This window comes from Campylobacter hyointestinalis subsp. hyointestinalis, from assembly GCF_013372145.1.
In the GTDB taxonomy this organism is placed as follows: Bacteria; Campylobacterota; Campylobacteria; order Campylobacterales; family Campylobacteraceae; genus Campylobacter; species Campylobacter hyointestinalis.
Genome location: NZ_CP053827.1, coordinates 830,334 through 854,952, shown reverse-complemented (window position 1 = coordinate 854,952; position 24,619 = coordinate 830,334). Strand labels below are relative to the sequence as shown.

Sequence of the window (24,619 nt, the reverse complement as noted above, 5' to 3'; positions counted from 1 at the left end):
ATTTTACTCTTTTTCAAAGAAAAAACCTGCCCAGCTCTGAGTAGTAGGCATAACTTCAAGAGTATTTATATTTACGTGTTTAGGTAAATTTATGCAGTCTATGACTATTTGCGCGATATCATTAGCTTCTAGATATTTAGTAGAGTTATAAACATTGTCGCTTTTTTGCTCATCACCTTTAAATCTCACTAAGCTAAACTCAGTTTTAGCGATACCAGGCTTTATCGTCGTTACTCTAATATCTTTACCTTTTAAGTCATTTCTAAGATTTAGACTAAACTGCTCCACGAAGGCTTTCGTAGCACCATAAACATTTCCGCCAGGATATGGCCAACTCCCAGCAACTGAGCCGAGATTAAATATATATCCGCCATTTTTCATTAGTGGCAAAGTCGCTTTTGTAGCATAGATGAGTCCTTTGATATTTGTATCTATCATAGTTTCAAAATCTTCTATTTTTGCATCCATTACTGTTTCTTGTCCTAGAGCAAGACCTGCGTTATTTATAAGAATTTCTATATCTTTAAACTCTTTTGGAAGCTCATCAATTGCTTTAAAAACAGCGTTTTTATCTCTGATATCGGCGCATATTATGTGCGTATTTCCAAGCTTGGTGGCAAGACTTTCAAGTCTATCTTTACGCCTTGCTAAAAGTATGAGCTTAAAGCCCTCTTTGCTAAGTCTTCTAGCAAGAGCCTCTCCAAATCCAGAGCTTGCTCCTGTTATAAAAGCTGTATTTTTCACTTTATTTCTCCTAAATTTGATTTTAAACCAGTAGCACTTAAAAACTCTATGTTTGCACTATTTTTAGCTATCAAAGCATAATCAAGCGCGTTATATCCAAGATCGTCTTTAGCTTGTATATCTGCTCCATTTTTTATCAAAAAATTTAAAATTTCAGGAGTAGAATGAAAAGCCGCGTGCATAAAAACGGTTCTTGAAGTATGCTCTAATGCACATAAATTTTGAAAAAACGGTATGTTTTTTATCCCTGAAGCGATAGCGTCTTTTTGGGTATTGCTTATGTATTTTTTATTGACATTTGCGCCATTTTTGACTAAAAACTTTATCAGATCATTATCTTTAAAATCGATAGCATAAAATAACGGAGTTTTACCAAATGAATTTTCGTAATTCACATCGGCTCCATTTTTCAGTAAAAATTCCACATTCTTTCTATTTTTTAACGCAAAAAATATAGCAGACTCATCTCCGCTATTTATCATAGCGCCCATATTTATCAAAGTCGAAAACAAAACCTTATCTTGATTTTTCAAAAGTGCTATATACAAAAGGTTTGTTAGTTCGTGCTTATTTGGCTTTTGCAAGTATAGTTCATTTATAAATTCATTAATATCTAACTTCTCATTTAGCATCATATTTTCAAGCTTTGTAAGTTTATAAGCCTTGTAATAATCGCCCACGCTCAAAAATAAAAATTCATTTGCGATATGAGTAGCAAAAAAGATAGCGCTTGGCTCATCAAGAGCAAACTCACCTTGATAGTATTTATTAAGCTTTGGAACTACACTGATAAATTCTTTATTAAACTCATTAAAAAGTATAAAGTTGCTTATGCTTTTTACAGCCCAAAAACGAAAATACTCTTTACTCTCATCAACCAATCTTTCGTATTCGTCTTTTTGCGGAAGCATTTTTGCATACTCTTTAGGATCGCTTAGCCCAAGAGTTATGATCTCTTTTGTTTTCGTACTATAAAAACCCGCATTTGTAAAACAGTTTTTCTCATCGCCTCTTATTTGGTTGCTTAATTTATAAATTCTATCTGTAAAATCAACACCGTTTGCTAAACAAAAACAAAAAAACGTAATAAATAGCGCAATTCTCATTCCCCCCCCCCTTTTTTTTTCTCCTTATTTACTTTCCTATATTTTATCGCTTTGAGGTATAAAAAGCTGATAGTTTTTATCAAGTATATAGTGCAATCTATCGGTATCTTTTGAAAAAATACTAAAAAATCCACCATCTAAAACCCTTATACTAAAAGATATAAACTGTAGCATATCACTTCGTTTTCTCAGCTTTAAGATAGGATTTTGATTGTCTCTTATGATATTTACTTTTTTATTAAAAATCTTTGAAAGACTATCAAAATGCTCCATTAAATTGTCTGTTTTTTTATCAAATTTAGCATCAAAATGATAAAAATCTATGTCGAAATTTAACTGCGTACAGCAGTCCATAATAACGCTAGATTGATACTCGGCGTCCTCTTCATTTCCTACTACGACACCTCTTTTCACACAAGGAAATCCGCTTTTCCCTATCTTTAAAACTGGAGTTTTAAGTGACCAAAACATTTTTTTATTTTTCTTAAAAAATTTGGTATCTGTGATCACTAAGCCGATATCAAGCTCACTCATAACCCTTTTTGCGATATTGTAATTCGAAGTAAAATAGTCTATATTAACAAATATATTTTTAGATGGTAATTTTTTGATCTCATCAAATACAGGCGATAAAGTCGGATTTATAACGTTTATGAAAAGTTTTTTATTATTAAGTTTAGAATGAAGCAACAAAGAGTCGTTTATCAGAGCAAATATCGCACTTTCACTCATATTTTTCATATCCAAAGATAGATAAATGTTATTTCCAAACGGACTTGGAAACTGCCCCGGCTCTTTTTTTACGGCTCTAAAAACACTCTCCAAAACTCTTGGCTCTCCAACTATGAGCAAAACATCGTTTGGTAAAATGATCGTATCTGGCGTAGCTATGATGTAGTTTTGATGACGATATATCATAGCTATTTTCCATTTTTTCTTTCTTATATTTCCTATGTGGCGATAAGCGTAGCTGCTTCCATTTGGTACTTTTACTTCCATAATCTCACCGATGCCTAGCCCGATATTGTCGGCGATAACAGGAACATCTGGTAAAAAGTCCATAAATCTCGAGCTTAAGATCTTTCTTACATCTATAAGCCTTAAAAGATAATCATTATTTAGCTTATCTTCTAAACCCCAAAAATCCATTATGTCGATCTCTACTTTTTGATTTATCTTTTTTAAATTTTCATATACACTTCTTGCGTCAAGCTCCCTCTCCATAATTATCATTATTTTTTCAAATTCCGATTTTATATGAAGTCTAAGCTTAGAAAAACTCGTCGGATCAAAATTTAAAAAATTAAAATTTTCAAAATTTGCCCTATTTTGCGGAAGAGTTTCATCATTATAAGTTATTATCGTATAATTGTGAAGGCTATTATTTCTACTGTTAAAAAGCCTTTCTAAGAAATGATTTGCTAAAATACCGTCCGCAATTATCAAGATATTTTTCATAAAATCTCCAAAAATTAAAAAAGGAATTGTATCATAAATGAATTTTAAAATAGATAAAACAGACGGTAACGCCAGAGCTTGTACCCTAAAAACAGCGCACTCGACGATCCAAACTCCCATTTTTATGCCTGTTGGAACACTTGGAGCTGTAAAAAGCCTAGACGCCATAGATCTAAAAGAAATTCTAGACACAAAAATAATACTAGCAAATACTTATCATTTATATTTACGCCCGACAAGCAAGGTCGTAAGGGAGTTTGGCGGGTTACATGGTTTTAGTAAATTTGATAGAAGTTTTTTAACCGATAGTGGTGGATTTCAAGCATTTTCACTATCAAAGATCTCAAAACCAGATGAAAATGGGATCAAATTTAAAAGCCATATAGATGGAAGTACGCACTATTTTACACCTAAAAGCGTACTTGATACGCAATATGATTTAGGAAGCGATATTATGATGATACTTGATGATCTTGTAGCGCTTCCAGCTAGCTTTGAGCGAGTTGAACTAAGCATAAAAAGGACGATAAACTGGGCGAAAATAGCCAGTGAATATCACAAATCAAATAAGCAAAAAGGCGTTGGCGAGAGTCAAAATATCTTTGGAATCATTCAAGGCGGAACTGACTATAATGCACGAAAATTCTGCGCTGAGGCGCTTTGCGAGATGGAGTTTGACGGACTTGCTATAGGAGGACTAAGCGTTGGAGAGAGTAACGAAGAGATGTATGACACGGTTGAAGCAGTTATGCCTTTCATAGACAAAGATCGCCCACGCTACTTAATGGGCGTGGGAACTCCTGAGGATTTAGTAGAAAATGTAGAGCGTGGCGTGGATATGTTTGATTGCGTTATGCCTACAAGAAACGCACGTAACGGTACGCTTTTTACGAGTTTTGGCAAAGTCAATATAAAAGCTGCGGCGTTTATCAAAGATGATAATAAGATCGATCCGCAGTGCGACTGCTATACTTGTCGCAACTTTAGTCGCGGATACTTGAATCATCTTTATAAAGCTAGAGAGCTTACGTTTTTTAGACTTGCAAGTCTTCATAACCTGCATTATTATCTAAATTTAGTAAAACAGATGAGAGAAGCGATAATACAAGGTAAGTTCAAAGAATTTAAAAAAGAATTTTACGCAAAAAGAGGCGTGTTATGATAAATGACGAACATAGAAAAAAGCTAGAAAAAGTATCTAGTAGAAGTGGATATTTTAGCACTGAAAACTACAAACTACTCATCATAAGCACAGATTTTCATAGTCAAAATGCTGGATTTGTATTTTTAGGAGATGAGATATTTGAAAAGGTGCAAGATAAATTTATAAAAACCGATTTTGCTAAATTTAAAAAAGCAGTTGATGATGCTTTAGGGTATTTTAAAACTACACTAGATAAATACGAAGAAGAAGTCATAAACATAGAAAATGTTATATACAAAAACAAATTTGATAGTGGTTTTTTGAGCGTTTATTTTAAACTAAAAAGAAATTTTTCACTTCTAGCCATACTTCACGAGTATTTTATGGTAGCGTTAAATGACTTCGTAGATGAGTTTAACGGTTATAAAAAAGAGTTTAAAAATGATACGCAATCGCTAAAAAGAATAGACAAGATCATAGACGATACATCATCAAGGCTGTCTATTATATTTAGTTATTACAACTCTATAAAAGATCAAAAACATAGCAAAAACTTATATATACTTACTATGATATCTGCTTTTTTCTTGCCATTAAATTTGATAACCGGATTTTTTGGAATGAATACCGGAGATATGTTTTTAAGTGGAGCAAACGGCACCGTTATGGTATTTATAGCTATGATATTTTTTATAGCCATATCTATGTTTTGGCTGTTTAAATTTAAAAAATAATCAAATTTATATTTAAATTTAGCCGTTAAACTCACTGCTTTCGACTGGAGATGAATAGCTTTTATCCACAAAGCGAGTAAATTCTTTTTGAAATATCATCTCAGCAGTTCCAGTAGGTCCGTTACGATTTTTACCGACTATTATCTCGGCATTTTCTTCTATCTTGTTTGGAACAAATTTTTTCTCATACATTTTACCCTCAAGCTTTGCTTTTTGCTCTCTTTCTTTCTCTTCTTGTTCAAGATAAACTTCGTTTCGATATACAAAAAGTATCGTATCTGCGTCTTGTTCTATGGCCCCAGATTCCCTTAGATCACTAAGCATCGGACGCTTGTTGGCTCTAGCTTCCAAGCTACGATTCAGCTGAGACAAAGCGATAACTGGCAAACTTAGCTCCCTAGCTAAAAGTTTTAACCCACGCGAAATTTCAGCTATTTGTAGATGCCTGTCGCTGTAAGCAGAAGAGTTTGTCATCAAACCGATATAATCGATCACGCAAAGCTTGATCTCTGGATGGGACGCCTTTAGCTTTCTCATTTGTGTTCTTACTTGGTGGATAGTAGCATTTCCACTGTCATATACAAAAAGTTTTTTTCTAGATATCTCATCGCAAGCATCGCTAAGCCTTGAGAGCTCATCATTATCCATATCTGCTGTCATTAAGTTTTGAAGTGGGATCGAAGTCTTAGCGCTAAGCAGTCTTAGCATAAGCTGAGTGGCTGGCATCTCTAGTGAAAAAAATACTACACCTAGATCTTGATTTAAAACTTTTTGAACTAAATTTAACACAAAAGCCGTCTTTCCCATACCAGGACGAGCCGCGATGATGACAAGATCGCCGTCTTTAAAGCCTTTTGTCATCTCATTTAATCTTTTAAATCCGGTATCTACACCGACTACGTCTTTATCTATAAGTGTTTTTTGCTTTTCTATCTCTTTTATGACGCCCTCTATTATCTCTTTACTCTCTTTGATAACCCCACCATTTGAATTATCTACAAGAGAGTAAATTTCGCCACTTATTTCATCAACTATATCGCGACTTGCTTTATCTTCATTTACCTTATTTGGTATCTTATGAGCCATTTTTACTAATGAGCGCTTTATAGACTTTTCTTTTAGTTCTAGGGCGTATTTTTTGATATCTAAAATCGAATTTGTAGTAATGATTTCAGTAAAAACCTTGTCATCAAAGTTATTTGCAAGACGTTTTTTTATAAATGCAAGATCGATTGGCTCATCGTGATTTAAACACTCCACCATCGCACTATAAACATCGGCGTGTCCTTTTAGATAAAAGTCGCTTGGAGAAATGAGATCATATATCTCGCCGATATTGTCTTCACTAAATAAGATCGCGCTTAAGATCGATCTTTCCATATCTAAATCATATAAATTTTGCCCTACTTCATTGATCATTATTTGCCGGTCCTTTGCTTGATCTCATCATCTATCTCGCTTAAAAATCTATCCACTAGCTCATCTTCTTTTAGTTTTGCCACAACTTCGCCATGCCGCATAATAAGCCCATTTCCTTTACCAAAAGCGATCGCTACGTCTGCACCTTTTGCTTCTCCTATCGCATTTACCACACATCCCATTACACTTACGTTTAAAGGCTCACTTATATGAGCGGTTTTTTCTTCTACTATTTTCACGGCTTTCATAAGATCACTTTGCAATCTACCACAAGTAGGACATGAGATGATATTTAGCCCAGATCTTTGGCGACCACTATCTTGAAGTATGGCACGAGCTACTTTTATCTCTTCTTCAAGTTCTCCTGTTATGCTCACTCTCATCGTATCGCCGATACCCTCAAGCAACAAACCTCCAAGTGCTATCGCAGACTTTATAGTAGCGTGAAAAGCAGTTCCTGCTTCAGTCACTCCAAGATGAAACGGATACTCTACAAGCGGCCTTAAAGTCCTATAAGCCTCCATAGTTTTAGCAACGTCACTTGACTTTAGGCTGATAGCTATGTCAGTGAATTCAAACTCTTCAAGAAGTTTTATATTATATAGCGCACTTTCTATCATACCTTTAACGCTTCTACCATAAGCTTTTTCGAACTGCTCTTCAAGGCTACCTGAATTTACTCCTATACGAATAGGAATTTGGTTTTCTTTGCAGGCTTCAACAACAGCTTTTATGCGTTGTTTCCCGCCGATATTGCCAGGATTTATCCTGATAGCATCTACAAATTTAGCCACTTCCAAAGCATAAGTATAGTTAAAATGGATATCTGCTACGATAGGGATTGGGCTCTCTTTTTTTACCTGCTCAAGCCCCTTTATATCTTCTTTGTTGAACACTGCGCAACGAACTATATCGCACCCAGCAAAATACAGCCGATTTATCTGCTCTAAAGTCGCTTTTACGTCTCTTGTTTTTGAAAACGTCATCGACTGAACGCTGATAGGAGCGTCACCGCCTATCTTTACATTTCCTACTGAAATTTGTTTTGTAATGTATCTTTGCATATCTTTTTTTCCGTAAATTTAATACGTAAAGTGTAACTAAATTTGGATAAAAATATGATAAGTTTAAGCTCCTAAAAAATCGTCAATTATTATTTTATTTTCAAGTATCAACTCATCGTCTTTTTGTTTTAACAAAATTTCTAAAAATATATCGTTTATCTTATACTCTCCGCGCCCTATCTTTCTTATAAGTCCCATATCTTCTAAAGAGCTATGAATGCTATATAAGCTTTTAGGATTTAAATTTGGACTATAAGCGTTTGCTATCGCGTGCAAAACTTCATAATGAGATTTCTTTTGTTTAGTTTTAGAGATAAGCTCTTCTAGATAAGGCTTATTTGCGATTATGACAGAAGTTAAAACTTCAACGCACAAACTATAATCTATAAATTTAATACTTTCAACAGTAGTTTTATAGTACAAAGTTTGCAATACTTGGATAGAATAATCCGGATGTCCGTTTAGAAATTTCAGCATATCTGATAGTGAATGATCCAAACTAATATCTTTTTTATCAAACACTTCTTTAGCATAGTCAAACAACTCTTCTATATCTAGCCCATCTAGCTCCATAATCTTGGCAAAATGAAAAAAAGGTGAAATTTTAGAAGAAAATATCTTTGTCATTACACTTTCTATGCTTCCTAAAAAAATATAAGTAACGTTTTGATGATGCTGGACTACTGAGCGAATTTGCTCCAATATAAAATCATCGCTTATACGCAAAATATCTTGAAACTCGTCAAATACAAATTTAATATTTAAATTCTTTTTTTCAGATATTTTTTCCACCACTTCTAAAGAGTGTAAAAAATACTCTCTTTCATCTTTAACGCCATTTTCTAAATGCTTTAAAGTGATCTCGCCTATATCGTCTATTTTTACTTTTTGTATTGTTTTTAGAAGCTCAGTGATAGACTTTTTAAATTGCTCAAAAAAGCCGTCGATACCGGCAAATCCATAAGTTTTTTCTAAAATTTGATTAGATAATGAAGCTAAGCCCATCGCTCTTCTTAAATCTATATAAATATAATTAAAAGCTTTTTCATGCTCAAAAACTTGTTTTATCAAAGAAGTTTTACCAAATCTCCTAGGAGCTTTAATCATAATATGTTGATTATTTTCCAAATAAGCTTTAAATATCGGTAAATGCTTTTTTCTATCTATAAAATCATCGCCTTTTACAGGGCTTCCTGTTTTAAACATATCGGCTCCTTATCTATTTATTATTTAGATTATTGTAGCTTTTATTTTATTAGATATAGTTTAAGATGGATAATTATATCTAATTATTTTATAGATAATTAGATGTTTGTATTACTATTTATAAAAATTTTTAAAGTAAAAAAGCTTCCTGATATTAACAGTTTACATTAAATATCTGATTTTGATATATCCGAATAAAAAGTGTAGCAGTCTCTACCTTTTACTTTTGAAAAGTACAGGGCTTTATCGGCATATTCATAAAGATGATCAAAGCCATTTGCACCTAGCACAAGCGCTTCTAAAGCATACGCGCCAAGCAAAGCCTTATCTATACTATTTTGCATTTGCGATATTTGATTTTTCATCAATAAATTTAGTTCTTTATGATTATTTTTGTGAATAATGTAAGAAATGATCGCAGTAAAAAATATCGCCATAATAAGCAAAAAGGCGACTAAATATTTTGATACTTTTATTTTTTTCATTGCTTTATACTTTCTGCGCTAGTCTAAAATAAATTTAACTGCGATAAATTCGTTGCATTATATTATATTTTTTAACAAATAAAACATAAGTTTATATCAAAATAACTATCTTTTGCAAAGTTTTTAAAATATTTTGATTTAGGAATTTAGAAAACTTCACGCATCGCCAATACATAAAATTTGATTTATTCCGTCTTGATTTAGCTAGTGTATTTTCATTTTATATTGCATTTTTATCCTTGATTAAGAAGCTCAAAGTGTAGCAAATTTAAAATCAACGTTAAATAAAACAATAAAATTTACACAATTTTTATTATAATTCAAATAATTTTGACAATTTATCAAACTAAAACTAGAATTTATCTGATATTTTCTTCTATAAATTTAGCTTTAAGATTTCTAAGATTTTGAGATAAAGACACTTTATAAATATGAGGATTCAACAGTCTTTTATATGACTCATCTAAACTAGCAAGCCCTGTTTGCATAGTCGTGCGGCTCTGGATAAGTACACACTTATCACTAAGTCTTGGAGTGACACGCTTACCATTTGAAAAACACTGTTTTAACAATGGTTCTACTTTTGCAGGTTTGCAAGAAAACTGCCTATAATCCATCATTGGATGATAAAATCTATACTGGATATTTGGCTCTATGATCTCAGAGACTAAAGTCAAAATATCGGCTATAGCCATATCATTTTCATCATATAGTCTATACACATTTTTTACGCCTGGATTTGTCATTTTAAATGGATTATCACTAAATTTCATAGTAGGTTTTATGCAGTTTGTCTCATCGCTTTTTGCACATAATTTATATACTCCAGCAAATGAAGACTCGCTGCCACCAGTAACCATATGGGTACCAACGCCCCAACTATCAATAGGAACATTACTAGCTACGAGAGTACTGATGATCTCTTCTGTGAGTTCGTTTGATACAGATATCTTAGCACCGAAGAATCCAGCTTTGTCTAATTCTCTGCGTACTTCCTTTGCTAGATATGAGATATCCCCAGAATCCAGCCTTACGCCAAAATTATAACCTTTTTTAACAAGCTCTCCACCTACTATGATAGCGTTTTTGATGCCTGATCTTAGAGTGTCATAAGTATCTATCAAAAAAACAGAGTTTTGAGGATAAATCTTTGCATAAGCTCTAAAAGCTTCAAGTTCGCTAGAAAAAGACATAACCCAAGAATGCGCCATGGTTCCCATAGTAGGAATACCATAAATCTTACTAGCCAAAGTATTTGAAGTGCCTGCTGAGCCACCTATATAAGCGGCTCTTGAAGCGCTCATAGCCCCGTCAAATCCCTGAGCTCTTCTAAGCCCAAATTCCATTATAGGTGCACCTTTTGCCGCAAGCCAAATTCTAGCTGTTTTAGTAGCTATAAGGCTTTGGAAATTTAGCGTGTTTAAGACTATACCTTCTATGATCTGAGCTTCTATGAGATTTGCATGTATTCTAAGCAACGGCTCATCAGGGAAGACAACACTACCCTCATCTGCCATATAGATATCGCCGCCAAATTTAAAATCTCTCAAATAGTCTAAAAAATCATCATCAAATATCATCTGAGATCTTAAAAAATCTATATCTTCGCTTTTAAATTTAAACTCGCTGATGATGTCAAGTAAAGTGTGGGCTCCGGCAAAAATAGCAAAACCACCATTAAATGGACTTTTTCTAAAAAACATATCAAATACAACTTTGTGATTGATATTTTCTTTATAGTAACCTTGAGCCATTGTAAGTTCGTAAAAATCAGTAAATAAAGCATTAACGTTAAAGTGTTCAAATTTATCCAAAATACACCTTTTATGAATATTAGTACTTAAATTTGTTCAAGATTGTATATCAAATATTTTTAAAGTATATTTAAATAATGAAATATAGAAGTAAATCCGCCAAAAAGCGGATTTAAATTTAAGACTTAAATATTTTTAGAAACACTCTAGTTTGAAGTTTGGAACTAGATTGAAATTTAAATATTTATAAATTTCATCTTCTTTTCCAGCAAGTTTTGCAGGAACTATCTTCATATATTCTTCTACGCTAGGAAGTCTACCTAGCATCGCACAAACCGCCGCAAGCTCGGCAGAACCCAGATAAACTTGAGCTCCCATACCCATACGGTTATCAAAGTTTCTAGTAGAGGTTGAAAATACTATCGCATTATCGGCTACTCTAGCTTGGTTGCCCATACATAGTGAGCATCCAGGGACTTCTGTTCTAGCTCCTGCCGCGCCAAATAATGAGTATTTACCCTCTACTCTTAACTGTTTTTCATCCATTTTTGTAGGTGGTGCTATCCAAAGACGAGTTGGAACTTGTCCTTCGCCTTTTAGCACTTCTGCTAAGGCTCTGTAGTGACCGATATTTGTCATACAACTACCCACGAAAACTTCATCTATATTTTTAGGGCGTTTTGGATCAGCTAAAATCTCGCTTAGCGTAGCTACATCATCTGGGTCATTTGGGCAAGCAAGGATAGGCTCTTTTATATCATTCATATCTATCTCGATAACAGTATGATATTTTGCATCTTTATCAGCCTCTAAAAGAGTAGGATTTTCAAGCCATTTTTTCATCTTATCTCTTCTTCTAGCTAGCGTTTGCTCATCACCGTATCCGGCTTCTATCATTGCGTCTATCAAAGTCACGTTTGAGTTTAGGTATTCGATGACAGGCTCTTTATTTAGTGCCACGACGCAAGCTGCGGCACTTCTTTCAGCACTTGCATCGCTTAGCTCAAATGCTTGCTCTACTTTTAGATCAGGTAAACCTTCTATTTCTAAAATTTTACCGGCAAATACGTTTATTTTACCTTTTTTTTCGACTGTTAAAAGACCTTTTTTGATAGCGTAGTAAGGTATCGCATTTACAAGGTCTCTTAAAGTGATACCTGGTTGCATTTTACCTTTAAATCTTACCAAAACAGACTCAGGCATATTTAGAGGCATTGAGCCAAGAACAGCCGCAAACGCAACCAAACCACTACCAGCAGGGAAACTTATGCCGATAGGAAAACGAGTATGAGAGTCACCACCTGTTCCTACGGTGTCAGGTAAGACCATTCTGTTTAGCCATGAGTGGATAACGCCATCACCAGGTTTTAAGCTCACACCACCGCGACTCATCATAAAATCAGGTAAAGTTTTGTGCATCAAAGCATCTGTTGGTTTTGGGTAAGCTGCAGTATGGCAAAAACTTTGCAAAACGAAATCAGCAGAAAATCCAAGACTCGCAAGCTCTTTTATCTCATCTCTTGTCATCGGTCCAGTCGTGTCTTGAGAACCGACTGTTAAAGTCATAGGCTCTACATACATCCCTGCTCTTACACCCTCAACTCCGCAAGCGCGACCTACCATTTTTTGAGCCAAAGTATAACCTGAGTTATCTTTACTTGTTGGTTGAGACGGTTTTATAAATATATCCTCATCTCCCAAGCCAAGCTCCGCTCTAGCTTTAGAACAAAGACTTCTAGCGATGATAAGTGGAATTCTACCGCCCGCTTTTACTTCGTCTTTTAATGTGTTTGGCTCAAGTTTAAAAGTTTTTATAACTTTTCCATCTTTTACTATCTCACCTTTATATGGATAAATTTCTATCTTATCGCCCATTTCTAGGCCATCTACATTTACTACGATAGGTAAAGCACCGCTATCTTCAGCAGTGTTAAAGAAAATAGGAGCTATGATCGATCCAAGTATAACACCGCCTGTTTTTTTGTTTGGTATACCATCGATCTCATGACCTAAATGCCATTGGATTGAGTTTATACCGCTTTTTCTTGAACTTCCAGTTCCTACTACGTCGCCTACATATATGACTTCTAAGCCACTCTTTTTAAGCTCGGCGATTTTTTCTAAGCTTCCTGGTTGACGTTTAACTAGCATTGCGTTTGCATGTAAAGGTATGTCTGAGCGACTGAATGCTTCACTTGCAGGACTTAGATCATCGGTGTTTGTCTCTCCTGCTACTTTAAAAACAACTGCTTCGATCTTTTCTGGAATGTCTGCTCTGGCTTTGAACCATTCAGCATTTGCCCAGCTCTCAAGAACAGATTTAGCATATTTATTACCATCTTTTGCAAGTTTTGCTACATCGTTGAAATAATCATGTACAAAAATAGTGTTTTTTAGTACATCTGCTGCTGCTTTTTGAATGCTCTCGTCGCTATTATGAAGGCTTGCTACAAGTACGATCACGCTATATCCGCCAAGCATAGGTTCAAGCATTTTTATAGCCGTAAATTTATCGATCAAATCACATTTTAGATTATGATTTATAATCTCATTTAAAAACTCGGCTTTTACTTTCGCGGCGTCATCAACTCCAGGATTTACACGATTTGCTAGTAAATCAACAAGTTCTTTAGTTGCACAGGTTTTTAACAACTCGCACACTTGTACTGTTTGTTCTTTGCTAAGTGGAAGTGGCGGGATACCAAGTTTTAAACGCTCTTCTTTAGCCTTATTATAATCATCAAAAAAGCCCATAATTTTTCCTTTAATAAAATTTTTATTATAATTCTATCATAATTAACAAAACTAAAAAAGAAAAAATAAACTTAAATTTGATATTTTATAATTGCTTAAAGAAAAGTGTGAATAATCTTCACAAATAAAGGATAAATTTTGGAAACGGCTTACATAAAGTCCCCTATCGGAAACTTAAAAATAACAGATGATGACGGAAAAATAATTCGGTTGGATTTTTGTGATGAGTTTATAGATACAAGCATAACAAATGAGAACTTAAAACTATGTGTAGATGAACTAAATTTATATTTTCAAGGAAAGCTTAAGACATTTAAGACGAAAATCAAACTAAGTGGAACGGAATTTGAACAAAAAGTTTATAAAGCCTTACTTAAAATTCCATACGGTAAAACTGCAACTTATAAGGATATAGCTATAAATTTAGGTTTACCAAAAGCAGCCCGCGCCGTGGGAAATGCTAATGGAAAAAATAAAATTCCTATCATAGTACCTTGTCATAGAGTAGTCTCAGTGACAAATTTAGGAGGATATAGCGGTGGAAATGGACTTGAAACAAAAAAATCTCTACTAAATTTAGAAAAAGTGTATTTATAAAATCTAAATAAAAATAATTTTCAAGTTTTGCCCAAATTACAAGGGCAAAACTATTATAAACTTCAGTTTTTATATCCTAAAATATTTAACCCAAAGCCTTTGATAGCAACAAACTCTTTATATTCGCTAGAGCTAAGTATTTCTATATCTTTAGCACCAAAATGCTTTAGGATCTGAGCTCCTACACCGTAATTTTTAAATAAATTTGAATTGCAATCTTCGCCGTCTAAGAAGATCAGAATTCCACCCTCTTTACTAAGCAGTTCAAGATGAGAGATAAACTCGCAGTATTTTGCAGAGCTAAGAAGTTCGATATCTGTTCTAATCTTATGAAATTTGACGTTTGTTTTTTCTTTGATATCTCCAAAGACAAAGGCGACATGTTTGTTGTCTAAATGATCAATGATCTCGTATTTTTTAGCCTTAAAACCAGCCACACTTCCATCTGCAAACTCGCTTACATTTATAAGTTTTTCATGATGCAAACGGTACTCTATGATATCAGAAACGCTTACCATATTTAAACCAAATTTTTTACAAAAAACCTCTAAATCATCACGTCTTGCCATAGTCCCATCGTCATTTACGACTTCACATATAACTGAAACTGGAGCAAGTCCAGCTAATTTACATAGATCTATGCTTCCTTCGGTATGTCCTGTACGCTCCAAAACACCACCTTTTTTAGCAATAAGAGGAAAGATGTGACCCGGACGTACAAAATCTTCGCTTTTGGTATTATAATCAACGAGCATTTTTATCGTCATATCACGCTCATAGGCGCTTACTCCGGTGGCTGCTTGTTTGGCGTCTATACTGACTGTAAATGCAGTTTCATGGCAACTTGTATTTGAGCTTACCATAGGAACTAGCTCAAATTTATCCGCCAACTCTTTAGTCACAGGTGTACATAGTACTCCTTTTGCGTGACTTATCATAAAATTTACTTTTTCTATGTCGCTAAAACACGCAGCGTAAACTATATCGCCTTCGTTTTCTCTATCTTCATCATCAACCATTACAACCATTTTTCCGTTTTTTATATCATCTATCGCCTGTAAAACTTTTTCAAAAGCCATAAAATCACCTTTTTTCTTATTTTTGCCAAATTATAAGCCAACATTTAAAATACTAAATAAATAATTTAGATTTTTTATGTCTGAATTACGCATTTTACTAATGTGTTAAATTTTTTATGTTACAATCCATTTAAATTCAAAAAATTCGGGAGAAAAAACAATGAGAGTATTATTGATAAAAGACGTAAAAGGACTAGGAAAAGCCGGTGAGATAAAAGAAGTAAAAGACGGCTACGGAAATAACTTTTTGATAGGTAAAGGACTTGCCAAAGCAGCTACCGACGCTGTCTTAAAACAATTTGAAGCCGCAAAACGCAAAGAAGCAGAACTAAAAGAGTATGAAATCGCTCAATCAAATAAACTAAAAGATGAACTAAAAAACGTTAAAATCACTATAAAATCAAAACTTGGAGCAAACGGAGCACTGTTTGGAAGCGTGACAAAAGATGAGATAGCAAACGCACTCAAATCCCAAAAAGGTTATGATATAGATAAAAAAGCTATCGAATGCGACCATATAAAAGCTACCGGAATTTATGATATCTTGGTTAAATTAGGCAACTCTATCACAGCCAAATTTAGCCTAGAAGTGGTAGGCGAGTAATGTTCCACGCTACTACGATTTTAGCTTATAAGGGAAAAAACGGCTCTATTATCGGCGGTGATGGGCAAGTCAGTTTTGGAAATACTGTTTTAAAAGGCAATGCTGTAAAAATCAGAAAATTATACGGAGGAAAAGTTTTAGCAGGATTTGCAGGGAGTACAGCAGATGCTTTCAACTTATTTGATATGTTTGAGAGGATTTTAGAAGGCGCAAAAGGTGATGTTTTAAAAGCCGTTATAGAATTTAGCAAAGAGTGGAGAAAAGATAAAGTTTTACGAAAACTTGAAGCTATGATGCTTGTTTTAAATAGAGAGCATATATTTTTACTAAGTGGTACCGGGGATGTGGTAGAGCCAGAAGATGGTAAGATAGCAGCCATAGGAAGTGGTGGGAACTACGCCTTATCAGCAGCTAGAGCTTTAGATAAATTTGCAGATATGAATGAGGAAGAGCTAGTAAAAGAGAGTTTAAAAATAGCAGGAGAAATCTGTATATATACAAATACAAATATAAAAACTTACGCATTATGGGATGAAAAATAGATGAATTTAACACCAAAAGAGATAGTAAAATTTTTAGACGATTACGTCATCGGTCAAGATGATGCAAAAAAAGTCATAGCCATAGCCCTTAGAAATAGATATCGCCGTCTTAAACTAAACAAAGAAGAGCAAGAAGATATAATACCAAAAAATATACTTATGATAGGATCAACTGGAGTTGGAAAAACCGAGATTGCAAGAAGACTTTCTAAAATGTTCGGTTTGCCTTTTATAAAAGTCGAAGCTAGCAAATATACTGAAGTCGGCTTCGTCGGACGTGATGTTGAATCTATGGTGCGAGATCTTGCTATGGCAAGTTTAAATTTAGTTAAAAAAGAAGAACGAGAGAAAAATAGTTCTAAGATAGATGAATATATAGAAAAAAAGATCTTAGAAAAGCTTCTTCCACCACTTCCAAAAGGTGCTAGTGAAGATAAATTAAAAGATTATGAAGCTAGCTATGAAAAAATGAAAGACAAGCTTAAAAAAGGCGAACTAGATCATCTAAATATAGAACTAGACATAGATCAAGCTACTTTTGAGACAGGCTCAAATATGCCACCAGATATGGCAGCTATGCAAGAAAGTTTTATAAAAGTCATAGGTATAGCAAGTAAAAAAGTAAAAAAAGAATTTAAAGTAAAAGATGCTAAAGAAGCGCTAAAAACAGAAGCTAGCGAAAAAATCTTAGATATGGATAGTATAAAGATTGAAGCATTAAGAAGAGCCGAAAATGAAGGTATCATTTTTATCGATGAGATAGACAAAGTTGCAGTTTCTAGTAGCAATTCAAGCCGTCAAGATCCAAGCAAAGAAGGTGTGCAAAGAGATCTACTTCCTATCGTTGAGGGATCGAGCGTGACTACTAAATTTGGTAGTATAAAAACAGATCATATCTTATTTATCGCAGCAGGAGCATTTCATATAAGCAAACCAAGCGATCTCATACCAGAACTTCAAGGAAGATTTCCGCTTAGAGTAAATTTAGATAGCCTTGATGAAAATGCACTTGTGCAAATACTTACAAAACCTAAAAATTCGCTTCTTAAACAGTATAAAGCACTACTAAAAACTGAAGATGTGAAGCTTGAATTTGATGATGAGAGCATAAAAGAGATAGCAAAAATCACTCAAAATGCAAATCAAAACGTCGAAGACATCGGAGCTAGAAGACTTCATACAGTGATAGAACGCGTACTTGAAGATATAAGTTTTAAAGCAGACGAATACAAAGGTCAAAAAATAACCATAACAAAAGAGCTAGTGCGTGAAAAATTAGATTTTGTATGTAGTGATCAAGATCTAGCAAAGTATATATTATGAAAAGCGGTTTTATAAGCATCATAGGACGTACTAATGCTGGAAAAAGCAGTCTTTTAAACTATCTTTTAAATGAGAAAATTTCACTTGTATCACACAAGCAAAACGCGACTAGAAGGAAGATAAACGGAGTCGTAATGCACGGAGAAAATCAAGCCATTTTTGTTGATACTCCAGGACTTCATGAAAGTGCTAAAACCATGAACAAACTCATGGTTGAAGCTGCTATAAAATCCATAGGAGATTGTGATCTGCTACTTTTCGTGGCGACCATTTTTGATAATCTAAGCGATTACGAAAAGTTTTTAAGTCTAAAAAGAGACGTTCCTCATATCATAGCTCTTACAAAGATCGACGAAGCAAACGATAAGCAGATATTTACAAAGTTAAACGAATATCAAAAATACGCAGATCATTTTAAAGCAGTTATTCCAACAAGCATAAAAAAACAAGCATATAAAAAGATACTTTTAGATGAAATTTGCAAATACCTACCAGAACACGAATACTTTTATGATCCACAGTATATCACTACGACAAATCAAAAAGATATATTTAGAGATTTTATATTAGAAGCGATCTACGAATGTGTTAGCGACGAAATTCCGTATTCTAGTGACGTCAGTATAAAAAAAGTAGTCGAAAAACAGGATATTACCGAAATTTACGCTACTATCATCACAGATAATCGTCATCATAAAAGCATATTGATAGGGAAAAATGGTCAAACGATAAAAAGGATAGGAATAACTGCTAGAAAAACAATAAATACACTGTTGCAAAATAAAGTATTTTTAAGCTTAAACGTAGAGATAGATAAGAACTGGAATAGCGATGAGCAAAGGATTAGAGAACAATTTTTGTATTGACTTTTTATAAGCTTTTTGTTATAATACATAAAATTTTAAGAAATAGAGTTAATATTTGAAAGCAAAAAAACAATGCATTATATCTATCGATCAATCAAGGCAAAGCGCTTACAGCTTTAGCCAAAATATCGGACTAAGTCTAAAAAGCTTATCGAATATTCAGAAAAACGACGGATATTTTATATCGTACATAAAACATAAAGATCTCATCATAGCGCCTATCGACGTCTCTTTAGCAGGCTATACTCCAACATCGCCAGAAGAGATAGAAGGCGTTATAACACAAAAAGCATACGAAGAGCTTGCGCTAGATCAAAACTTTGAATATAAGATCAATTATATAAAGCAAGAAGACTCCACTACCATTTATGACACTTTTATAGCAAATACTCAAGCTATATATGAAAATTACAAAGAGATACTTCAAAATATAAAATACATAGATTGCATCACCGCAGCTCCTTTGCTTATGCAAGTTCTTTATAAAAATAATATTTTAAGAAAAGACGGAGTTGATTGTTTTATATACTTGCAAGAAGACGATGCATTTTTAGTAGTATATAAATACGGAGAATATTTACAATCAAAATCCCTTTCTAGGTATTCTCTTGGCGCTATAAACACAAGACTTTGCGAGTTAAGCGGAAATAAACTAAGCTATGAGGATTTTGCAAAGCAACTGAGAATAAACGGTTTAAATTTAGAAGACGCAGGATATCTAAGCCAAATTTTAGACGATGCGTTTTATTATGTCTCAGACATCATAAGCAGTATACAAAACTTCTCCAACTTATCTGTAAATAATATATACATCAGCAGCGACCTAGGAAATATAGACGGTTTAGATAAGTTCGTCCAAGACAGAATTCTCATAAAAACACAAGCTTTTGATTTTAATATAAATTTAAAAAATAAAGAACTTGATCATAGCTATCTTCATACGTTTATGACGCTGTATGCTATGAATTGTATAAAAGGTGATCTACAAAGTATAAACTTTTCAAATTTCTTAAGACCGCCTGCTTTTTATAAAAGAAATGGAGGAATATTTTTAAGCATAGTTTGCGCTAGTTTAGTAGCTAGTTTAGCGTATCCTTGTTATCAATTTTTATACGGGTATTGCGTAAATATACAAGCAAGCTACGAACAAGAGAAGATAAACGATAGAAAATCCGAAATACAAGTCTTACAAACAAAGCTAGATCAGATAAATTTAGACATACAAGCCACAAAAAAAAATATATACTTAAACGATAAAAATCTAAATTTAAAAAAGAATTTATTGAGCCAAATTTACAATAAAAAAGTTAATTATCCTATGAAAGGCGTTGCGATATATGATATAGCTGGATACACAAAAGATATGGATATCAAAATAAGAGAATTATCTATAAAAGATAGAAATATCTCACTATCTGTAAATAGCAGCAGTGACAAACAGATAACTCAGTTTATGCAAGATCTAGAACGCTCAAAAATATACAAGATAAGAACTAAAGAAATCTTTCTTTTAAGCAATCCAAATTTAGGCTATGAGAGCAATATTACCGTGGAGATAAAACAGTGAATATAGAAGAACTCATATTAAAACTCGACGGCTATTTTGCAAATAAAAAACCAAGCGAGATCAAGCTGATCTTTATAGCTACATTTTTTATCATATGCTATGTGGCTTATATGTCATTGTATGATATTTCTGATGAGTACCGCAGACAAAACATCATAAATAAAGAAAATTTAGAAAAATCATACATGGAACTACCTACCCCAAAATATCTTGACGAAGTGATATCTAAAAAACAAAAAGAGTTAGAAAATAGCCTGGTTCAACTAAAAGCTTTAAAAGCAAATAATAATTTTTTAAATACAGAATTAAAAAAGCTATCAACGTCTTTTTTTGATACAAATGATCAAAACTCATTTTTGAATTACATATCAAAACAAGCCGAACAAAATAGTATAAATATCACAAATATCACGAACAATACAAAACCGCTCTTGCAGTTATTTACTATGGATAAGATATATGATTTTAGGATTACTTTTAGCTCAGGCTTTACAAATCTCTTAAAATATGTAAATTCTTTAGAAGAGCTAAATTTGGTTATAGACATAGATAATATAGACTTAAATGCTTCTGGTTTAAGCATAACAGGAAGTATGGATATCTCTACTTGGGGGATAAAATATCAATGATAAAATATATATTTTTAGCATTAGCGACTGTGAGTTTAGGCTTTTGTGCAGATAACGGCGTAGAAAGATATCAAAATATACTAAAAAATCTAACAGAAGCTAGAACCGGTCTTACTCAAAAAGAGATTGAAAACATAACAAATCCATTTTTCAAATCCGAACAAGCAAGTAGCTCTTCACAAGCGAGTCCAGACAGCAATCAAACAGCACCTAAATATCGTCTTTACGCCATCTTCAACAATAAAGTAAAAATAAACAACGTATGGTACAAGCTAAATGATAAAATAGATCAATATGATATATATAAAATCAAAAAAAGTAGTGTTGTGCTAAAAAATCAAGCAGAGCTTTTGGAGCTCAATATCATAAAAGGTAATCAAAATGTTTCTATTATCTACAAATAAAAAAATCAAATTTATTTTATCATTTTTATCTATTTTTATACTTGAATCAGCGCTTGTAGCTCAAAACTGTCAAAATAGAGTTTTTAATATAAAGATAAGCGACTCCGTAACAACAAATGAAATTCTAAATCAACTATCTGATAGTTGCCATTTTAGCATTATTCAAAGTGATGAACACGCTAGATCGGTTCTAAATAGTCAGATATCTGGTATAAACATAAAAGATATGACATTAAATGAAATTTTTGACATCTTGCTTTCTGAGAAAAATCTAAATTATGAGTTTCAAAGAGATATTTTAAAGGTATCATCATTCCAAACAAAGATGTTTAAGATAGACTATATCACGTCTATCAGAGAAGGAACGGCTGTTACAAAAGCTTCTGTTGATTCTTCACCAGTGGAGATAGGTACAAACAATACCTCTTCAACCCAAAACGAATCGGACAATAAAGGTGATAATCTCATAAAAACAACTGAAAAATTCGATTTTTGGCAAAATTTGAACAATGAACTAAAAGCCGTATTAAACAATGGTAGCGAAAGTATCGTAGCGCCAGATCCAATCATCAACACAAATGCCGGCTTAGTTACAGTTACAGGGACAAGCTCACAGCTAAAACGTATTGAAAAATACATCGAACACTTAGAACAAAGACTAAAAAAACAAGTTATGATAGATGTTTCTATCATAGCAGTAGATTTGAAAAATCAATACACAAAAGGCATAGACTGGTCTAAATTTGAGCTTGGATTTAATAGCTACTTAAATAATGATACGACAAACAAAACACCTTCTAGCATACAATTTGGTACTGGTACAAAGGATAATCCCGCTCAAAGCCTTAGAAATATCACAGGTGGATTTGTTCTTGGCGGCGGAGTAAATTTAAGTATGGATGGCGTCTTAAATTTCTTAGAAACAAACGGTAGAACTAAAGTCGTTTCAAGCCCAAAGATTATGACTATGAACAACCAACAAGCTTTGATAACAGTAGGCGATAATATAAACTATAGAGTTCAAGAAGATACTACAAATAACAACACTACAAGTGCTGTTACTAGCACTACATTTACGCAGTATTCTATCTTTATAGGCATACTTCTAAATTTACTACCAGAAGTTAGCGATGATGGTAAGATAATGCTTAGGATAAATCCTAGTTTAAGTAGTTTTAAATACAGTGAAGACAACCAAAAACAAGCAACCATAAGAGAGATAGCTCCAGATACTCTTCAAAAGAAGCTCTCAACAGTAGTTCAAGTAAGTAGCGGAGATACTATCATACTTGGTGGTCTTATAGGCGAAACAAAAGGTAAAAATAACACCAGCGTCCCTGTCCTTGGCGATATACCAGTACTTGGAAATTTATTTAAAAGTACAAAAGACACAGTGGAAACTACTGAGCTTATATTTATCATCACACCAAAAGTCGTAGATATAGAAAATCCAAATACAATAAAAAGCTCTTTAAAAGATTTAGGATTTTCAGAGTCGATTTATGAATAACAGATATACAAAGATAAAAGATATTTTTTCAGAAGACAATGGCGTATTTGACTATATAAATTTAGACAAATCGACTTTGACTTATCATAAAATTTTAAGCGCACTCAAAAAACCGCTAAAACTAATACTATTTTATGGAAAGCCAGGCTCTGGAAAAACCTTTTTGTTAAACAAAATATATAATGATCTAAGATCAAAGCAAGACGTTATATTTTTTCCTCAGCCATTTTTTAATGAAAAAGATTTTATACACGCTCTTTGCACTCAAATTTTCAAACAAGAATTTGAAGATTTAAATACTTACGAAAAATTTATAGATACGTATAAAAAGAGCATCGATCAAGAAGAAAATATTTTAAAAAAGCAAATCATTCTTTTATTGGATGAGGCTCAATTGTATCCAGATTTTCTAATAGAAAAAATACGCCTTTTGGCAGACACAAGGCATTTTAAGATACTTTTTACAGTGCATAAAACTGGAAGCGAAGACGTACTTGCAAAAGACTACTTTAGAACAAGAATTTGGGAAAGCATAGAACTCTTGAATTTGGTTGATGATGAAGTAGGACTATACATAGAAAAAAAGCTACTATATCACAACGAACATAGCTTTTTTTCTATGTATAAGCCATCTCATATAAAACTCATACATAAATTAACAAATGGAAACCTTAGAACACTAAATAAACTTTTATACAAAATGTATGAGATATATGAACATTATGAAGAAAACAGACCTTCTTTCATCAACTCAAAATATCTAAAAGCACAGATCGTAGAGATGGCGGCGATCAGCTCGGAGTTATTAGATGCTTGACGCTTACGAAATTCTAGAATTAGAAAGAAAATGGCAAGATTTTAATGATAAAAGAAATAGAAAAAAACAAGTATTGTATTTTTTGATCTTAATATCTGTTTTATCTGCTATATTTGTAAGCTATGAAATATTCAAACATTCCGAACAAAAAGCTATCAAAAAACAAGAAATAGTAGATTTAAATTTGAAAAAACAAATTGATGAATTAAAACAAAAAGCTAAGCAAGCTAAGCTAAAACTTGAAGCCGATAAAAACAAAACAGAAGAGCAAGCGACTTTAGCTACAGATAAGCAGATAACTAAAGAAAATCTCACTCCGATGCTTATCGTCCAAAATAAACAAAATATCCAAAATACGGAACTAGAACCCATAAGCCAGATACTAAAACCGACAGTCATAGAAGAGTTTAATGTTAACCAAAGCGAAGTAAAAAAAGAAAATCAAAACAAGATTTTTATAGAATCAAAAGAAGTGAAGCTATCTATAGCGTCTTTAAAAAAGAAATTTGAATCTACGAATGACATTAAATTTGCTATTTCTATAGCACAGGAGTATTACGAAGAACAAGACTATAAAAATGCTATGAAATGGGCTTTTACGGTAAATAATATGGACAAAGACAGGGTTGAGGGCTGGATCATATTTGCCAAATCAAAATACAAAACAGGCAAAAAAGATGATGCTATAAATGTTTTAAATACTATAAACAAAAAGCAACCGTCAAAAAGTATCGACGCGCTGCTTACACAGATAAAAATGGGTACTTTGTAATGAGCGAAAAAGAAGAATTGATATCCGGACCGGAATTTTAT

Annotated in this window: 23 protein-coding genes; 13 read left to right on the top strand and 10 right to left on the bottom strand. The window is 33.2% G+C overall.

Annotation, left to right across the window (positions count from 1 at the left end; translation table 11 throughout):
* Nucleotides 1–3 precede the first annotated feature (3 nt).
* The 3 genes from CHHT_RS04520 to CHHT_RS04510 are packed head-to-tail and all read right to left on the bottom strand — an operon-like array spanning nt 4 to nt 3,308.
* Entirely contained in the window at nt 4–744 is a 741-nt protein-coding gene (locus CHHT_RS04520) for an SDR family NAD(P)-dependent oxidoreductase (protein ID WP_034961310.1), read from the bottom strand.
* Entirely contained in the window at nt 741–1,850 is a 1,110-nt protein-coding gene (locus CHHT_RS04515; protein WP_034961312.1) for an ankyrin repeat domain-containing protein, read from the bottom strand. Before CHHT_RS04515 ends, CHHT_RS04520 begins: the two co-directional genes overlap by 4 nt.
* A 36-nt stretch (nt 1,851–1,886) precedes the next feature.
* A complete protein-coding gene (locus CHHT_RS04510) occupies nt 1,887–3,308 on the bottom strand; it encodes a COG3400 family protein (protein ID WP_034961314.1) in 1,422 nt (473 codons plus the stop codon).
* A gap of 37 nt (nt 3,309–3,345) precedes the next feature.
* Between CHHT_RS04510 and tgt the strand changes: the two genes are divergently transcribed.
* Entirely contained in the window at nt 3,346–4,470 is a 1,125-nt protein-coding gene (tgt, locus tag CHHT_RS04505; RefSeq protein WP_034961316.1) for a tRNA guanosine(34) transglycosylase Tgt, read from the top strand.
* Entirely contained in the window at nt 4,467–5,186 is a 720-nt protein-coding gene (locus CHHT_RS04500; protein ID WP_034961318.1) for a CorA family divalent cation transporter, read from the top strand. Before tgt ends, CHHT_RS04500 begins: the two co-directional genes overlap by 4 nt.
* Before the next feature lie 18 nt (nt 5,187–5,204).
* Here CHHT_RS04500 and CHHT_RS04495 read toward each other — a convergent pair whose 3' ends face one another.
* From CHHT_RS04495 to CHHT_RS04470, 6 genes are all read right to left on the bottom strand, one after another.
* Entirely contained in the window at nt 5,205–6,605 is a 1,401-nt protein-coding gene (locus CHHT_RS04495; RefSeq protein WP_034961320.1) for a replicative DNA helicase, read from the bottom strand.
* Nucleotides 6,605–7,669 carry a flavodoxin-dependent (E)-4-hydroxy-3-methylbut-2-enyl-diphosphate synthase gene (ispG, locus tag CHHT_RS04490; protein WP_034961322.1) on the bottom strand — a complete coding sequence of 355 codons (1,065 nt, stop codon included), beginning with the start codon at nt 7,667–7,669 and terminating at the stop codon, nt 6,605–6,607. The genes CHHT_RS04495 and ispG overlap by 1 nt, the downstream gene beginning before the upstream one ends.
* 63 nt (nt 7,670–7,732) lie before the next feature.
* Nucleotides 7,733–8,875 (bottom strand): AAA family ATPase, encoded by a 1,143-nt coding sequence (locus tag CHHT_RS04485; protein ID WP_034961325.1) that lies wholly within the window; start codon nt 8,873–8,875, stop codon nt 7,733–7,735.
* Nucleotides 8,876–9,042: 167 nt separating this feature from the next.
* Nucleotides 9,043–9,360 (bottom strand): hypothetical protein, encoded by a 318-nt coding sequence (locus CHHT_RS04480; protein WP_034961327.1) that lies wholly within the window; start codon nt 9,358–9,360, stop codon nt 9,043–9,045.
* Nucleotides 9,361–9,719: 359 nt separating this feature from the next.
* Nucleotides 9,720–11,174, bottom strand: coding sequence for a nicotinate phosphoribosyltransferase (locus CHHT_RS04475; RefSeq protein ID WP_197736254.1), 1,455 nt, complete (start codon nt 11,172–11,174; stop codon nt 9,720–9,722).
* Nucleotides 11,175–11,309: 135 nt separating this feature from the next.
* Nucleotides 11,310–13,868 (bottom strand): bifunctional aconitate hydratase 2/2-methylisocitrate dehydratase, encoded by a 2,559-nt coding sequence (locus tag CHHT_RS04470; RefSeq protein WP_034961332.1) that lies wholly within the window; start codon nt 13,866–13,868, stop codon nt 11,310–11,312.
* Between the two features lie 138 nt (nt 13,869–14,006).
* Here CHHT_RS04470 and CHHT_RS04465 point away from each other — a divergent pair, with 138 nt between their 5' ends.
* Nucleotides 14,007–14,465: a methylated-DNA--[protein]-cysteine S-methyltransferase gene (locus CHHT_RS04465; RefSeq protein ID WP_034961334.1), complete on the top strand. Its 459-nt coding sequence runs from the start codon at nt 14,007–14,009 to the stop codon at nt 14,463–14,465.
* 62 nt (nt 14,466–14,527) lie between these two features.
* Here CHHT_RS04465 and CHHT_RS04460 read toward each other — a convergent pair whose 3' ends face one another.
* On the bottom strand, nt 14,528–15,544 hold the full coding sequence (locus CHHT_RS04460; protein WP_034961336.1) for a bifunctional 3,4-dihydroxy-2-butanone 4-phosphate synthase/GTP cyclohydrolase II: 1,017 nt from the start codon (nt 15,542–15,544) through the stop codon (nt 14,528–14,530).
* Between the two features lie 160 nt (nt 15,545–15,704).
* On the opposite strand from CHHT_RS04460, the gene rplI reads away from it, so the two are divergent.
* Genes rplI through CHHT_RS04410 form a run of 10 tightly spaced genes read left to right on the top strand, consistent with a single transcriptional unit; the run spans nt 15,705 to nt 24,578 of the window.
* Complete coding sequence (gene rplI / locus CHHT_RS04455) at nt 15,705–16,148, top strand: 50S ribosomal protein L9 (protein ID WP_034961339.1); 444 nt, start codon at nt 15,705–15,707, stop codon at nt 16,146–16,148.
* The gene (gene hslV / locus CHHT_RS04450) at nt 16,148–16,690 is read left to right on the top strand and encodes an ATP-dependent protease subunit HslV (protein WP_059425460.1); all 543 of its coding nucleotides are present in this window, start codon (nt 16,148–16,150) and stop codon (nt 16,688–16,690) included. The genes rplI and hslV overlap by 1 nt, the downstream gene beginning before the upstream one ends.
* Nucleotides 16,691–18,013: an ATP-dependent protease ATPase subunit HslU gene (gene hslU, locus CHHT_RS04445; RefSeq protein WP_064019740.1), complete on the top strand. Its 1,323-nt coding sequence runs from the start codon at nt 16,691–16,693 to the stop codon at nt 18,011–18,013.
* Entirely contained in the window at nt 18,010–18,879 is an 870-nt protein-coding gene (gene era, locus CHHT_RS04440; protein WP_034961342.1) for a GTPase Era, read from the top strand. Before hslU ends, era begins: the two co-directional genes overlap by 4 nt.
* 55 nt (nt 18,880–18,934) lie before the next feature.
* Nucleotides 18,935–20,446, top strand: a complete 1,512-nt coding sequence (locus CHHT_RS04435) for a hypothetical protein (protein WP_034961344.1) — start codon at nt 18,935–18,937, stop codon at nt 20,444–20,446.
* Nucleotides 20,443–21,075 (top strand): hypothetical protein, encoded by a 633-nt coding sequence (locus CHHT_RS04430; protein WP_034961346.1) that lies wholly within the window; start codon nt 20,443–20,445, stop codon nt 21,073–21,075. The genes CHHT_RS04435 and CHHT_RS04430 overlap by 4 nt, the downstream gene beginning before the upstream one ends.
* On the top strand, nt 21,072–21,479 hold the full coding sequence (locus tag CHHT_RS04425) for a hypothetical protein (protein WP_034961350.1): 408 nt from the start codon (nt 21,072–21,074) through the stop codon (nt 21,477–21,479). The genes CHHT_RS04430 and CHHT_RS04425 overlap by 4 nt, the downstream gene beginning before the upstream one ends.
* Nucleotides 21,457–22,989, top strand: coding sequence for a pilus (MSHA type) biogenesis protein MshL (gene mshL / locus CHHT_RS04420; RefSeq protein ID WP_034961352.1), 1,533 nt, complete (start codon nt 21,457–21,459; stop codon nt 22,987–22,989). The genes CHHT_RS04425 and mshL overlap by 23 nt, the downstream gene beginning before the upstream one ends.
* Nucleotides 22,982–23,806: an ATP-binding protein gene (locus CHHT_RS04415; RefSeq protein ID WP_064019737.1), complete on the top strand. Its 825-nt coding sequence runs from the start codon at nt 22,982–22,984 to the stop codon at nt 23,804–23,806. The genes mshL and CHHT_RS04415 overlap by 8 nt, the downstream gene beginning before the upstream one ends.
* The gene (locus CHHT_RS04410; RefSeq protein ID WP_034961354.1) at nt 23,799–24,578 is read left to right on the top strand and encodes a CDC27 family protein; all 780 of its coding nucleotides are present in this window, start codon (nt 23,799–23,801) and stop codon (nt 24,576–24,578) included. The genes CHHT_RS04415 and CHHT_RS04410 overlap by 8 nt, the downstream gene beginning before the upstream one ends.
* Nucleotides 24,579–24,619 lie beyond the last annotated feature (41 nt).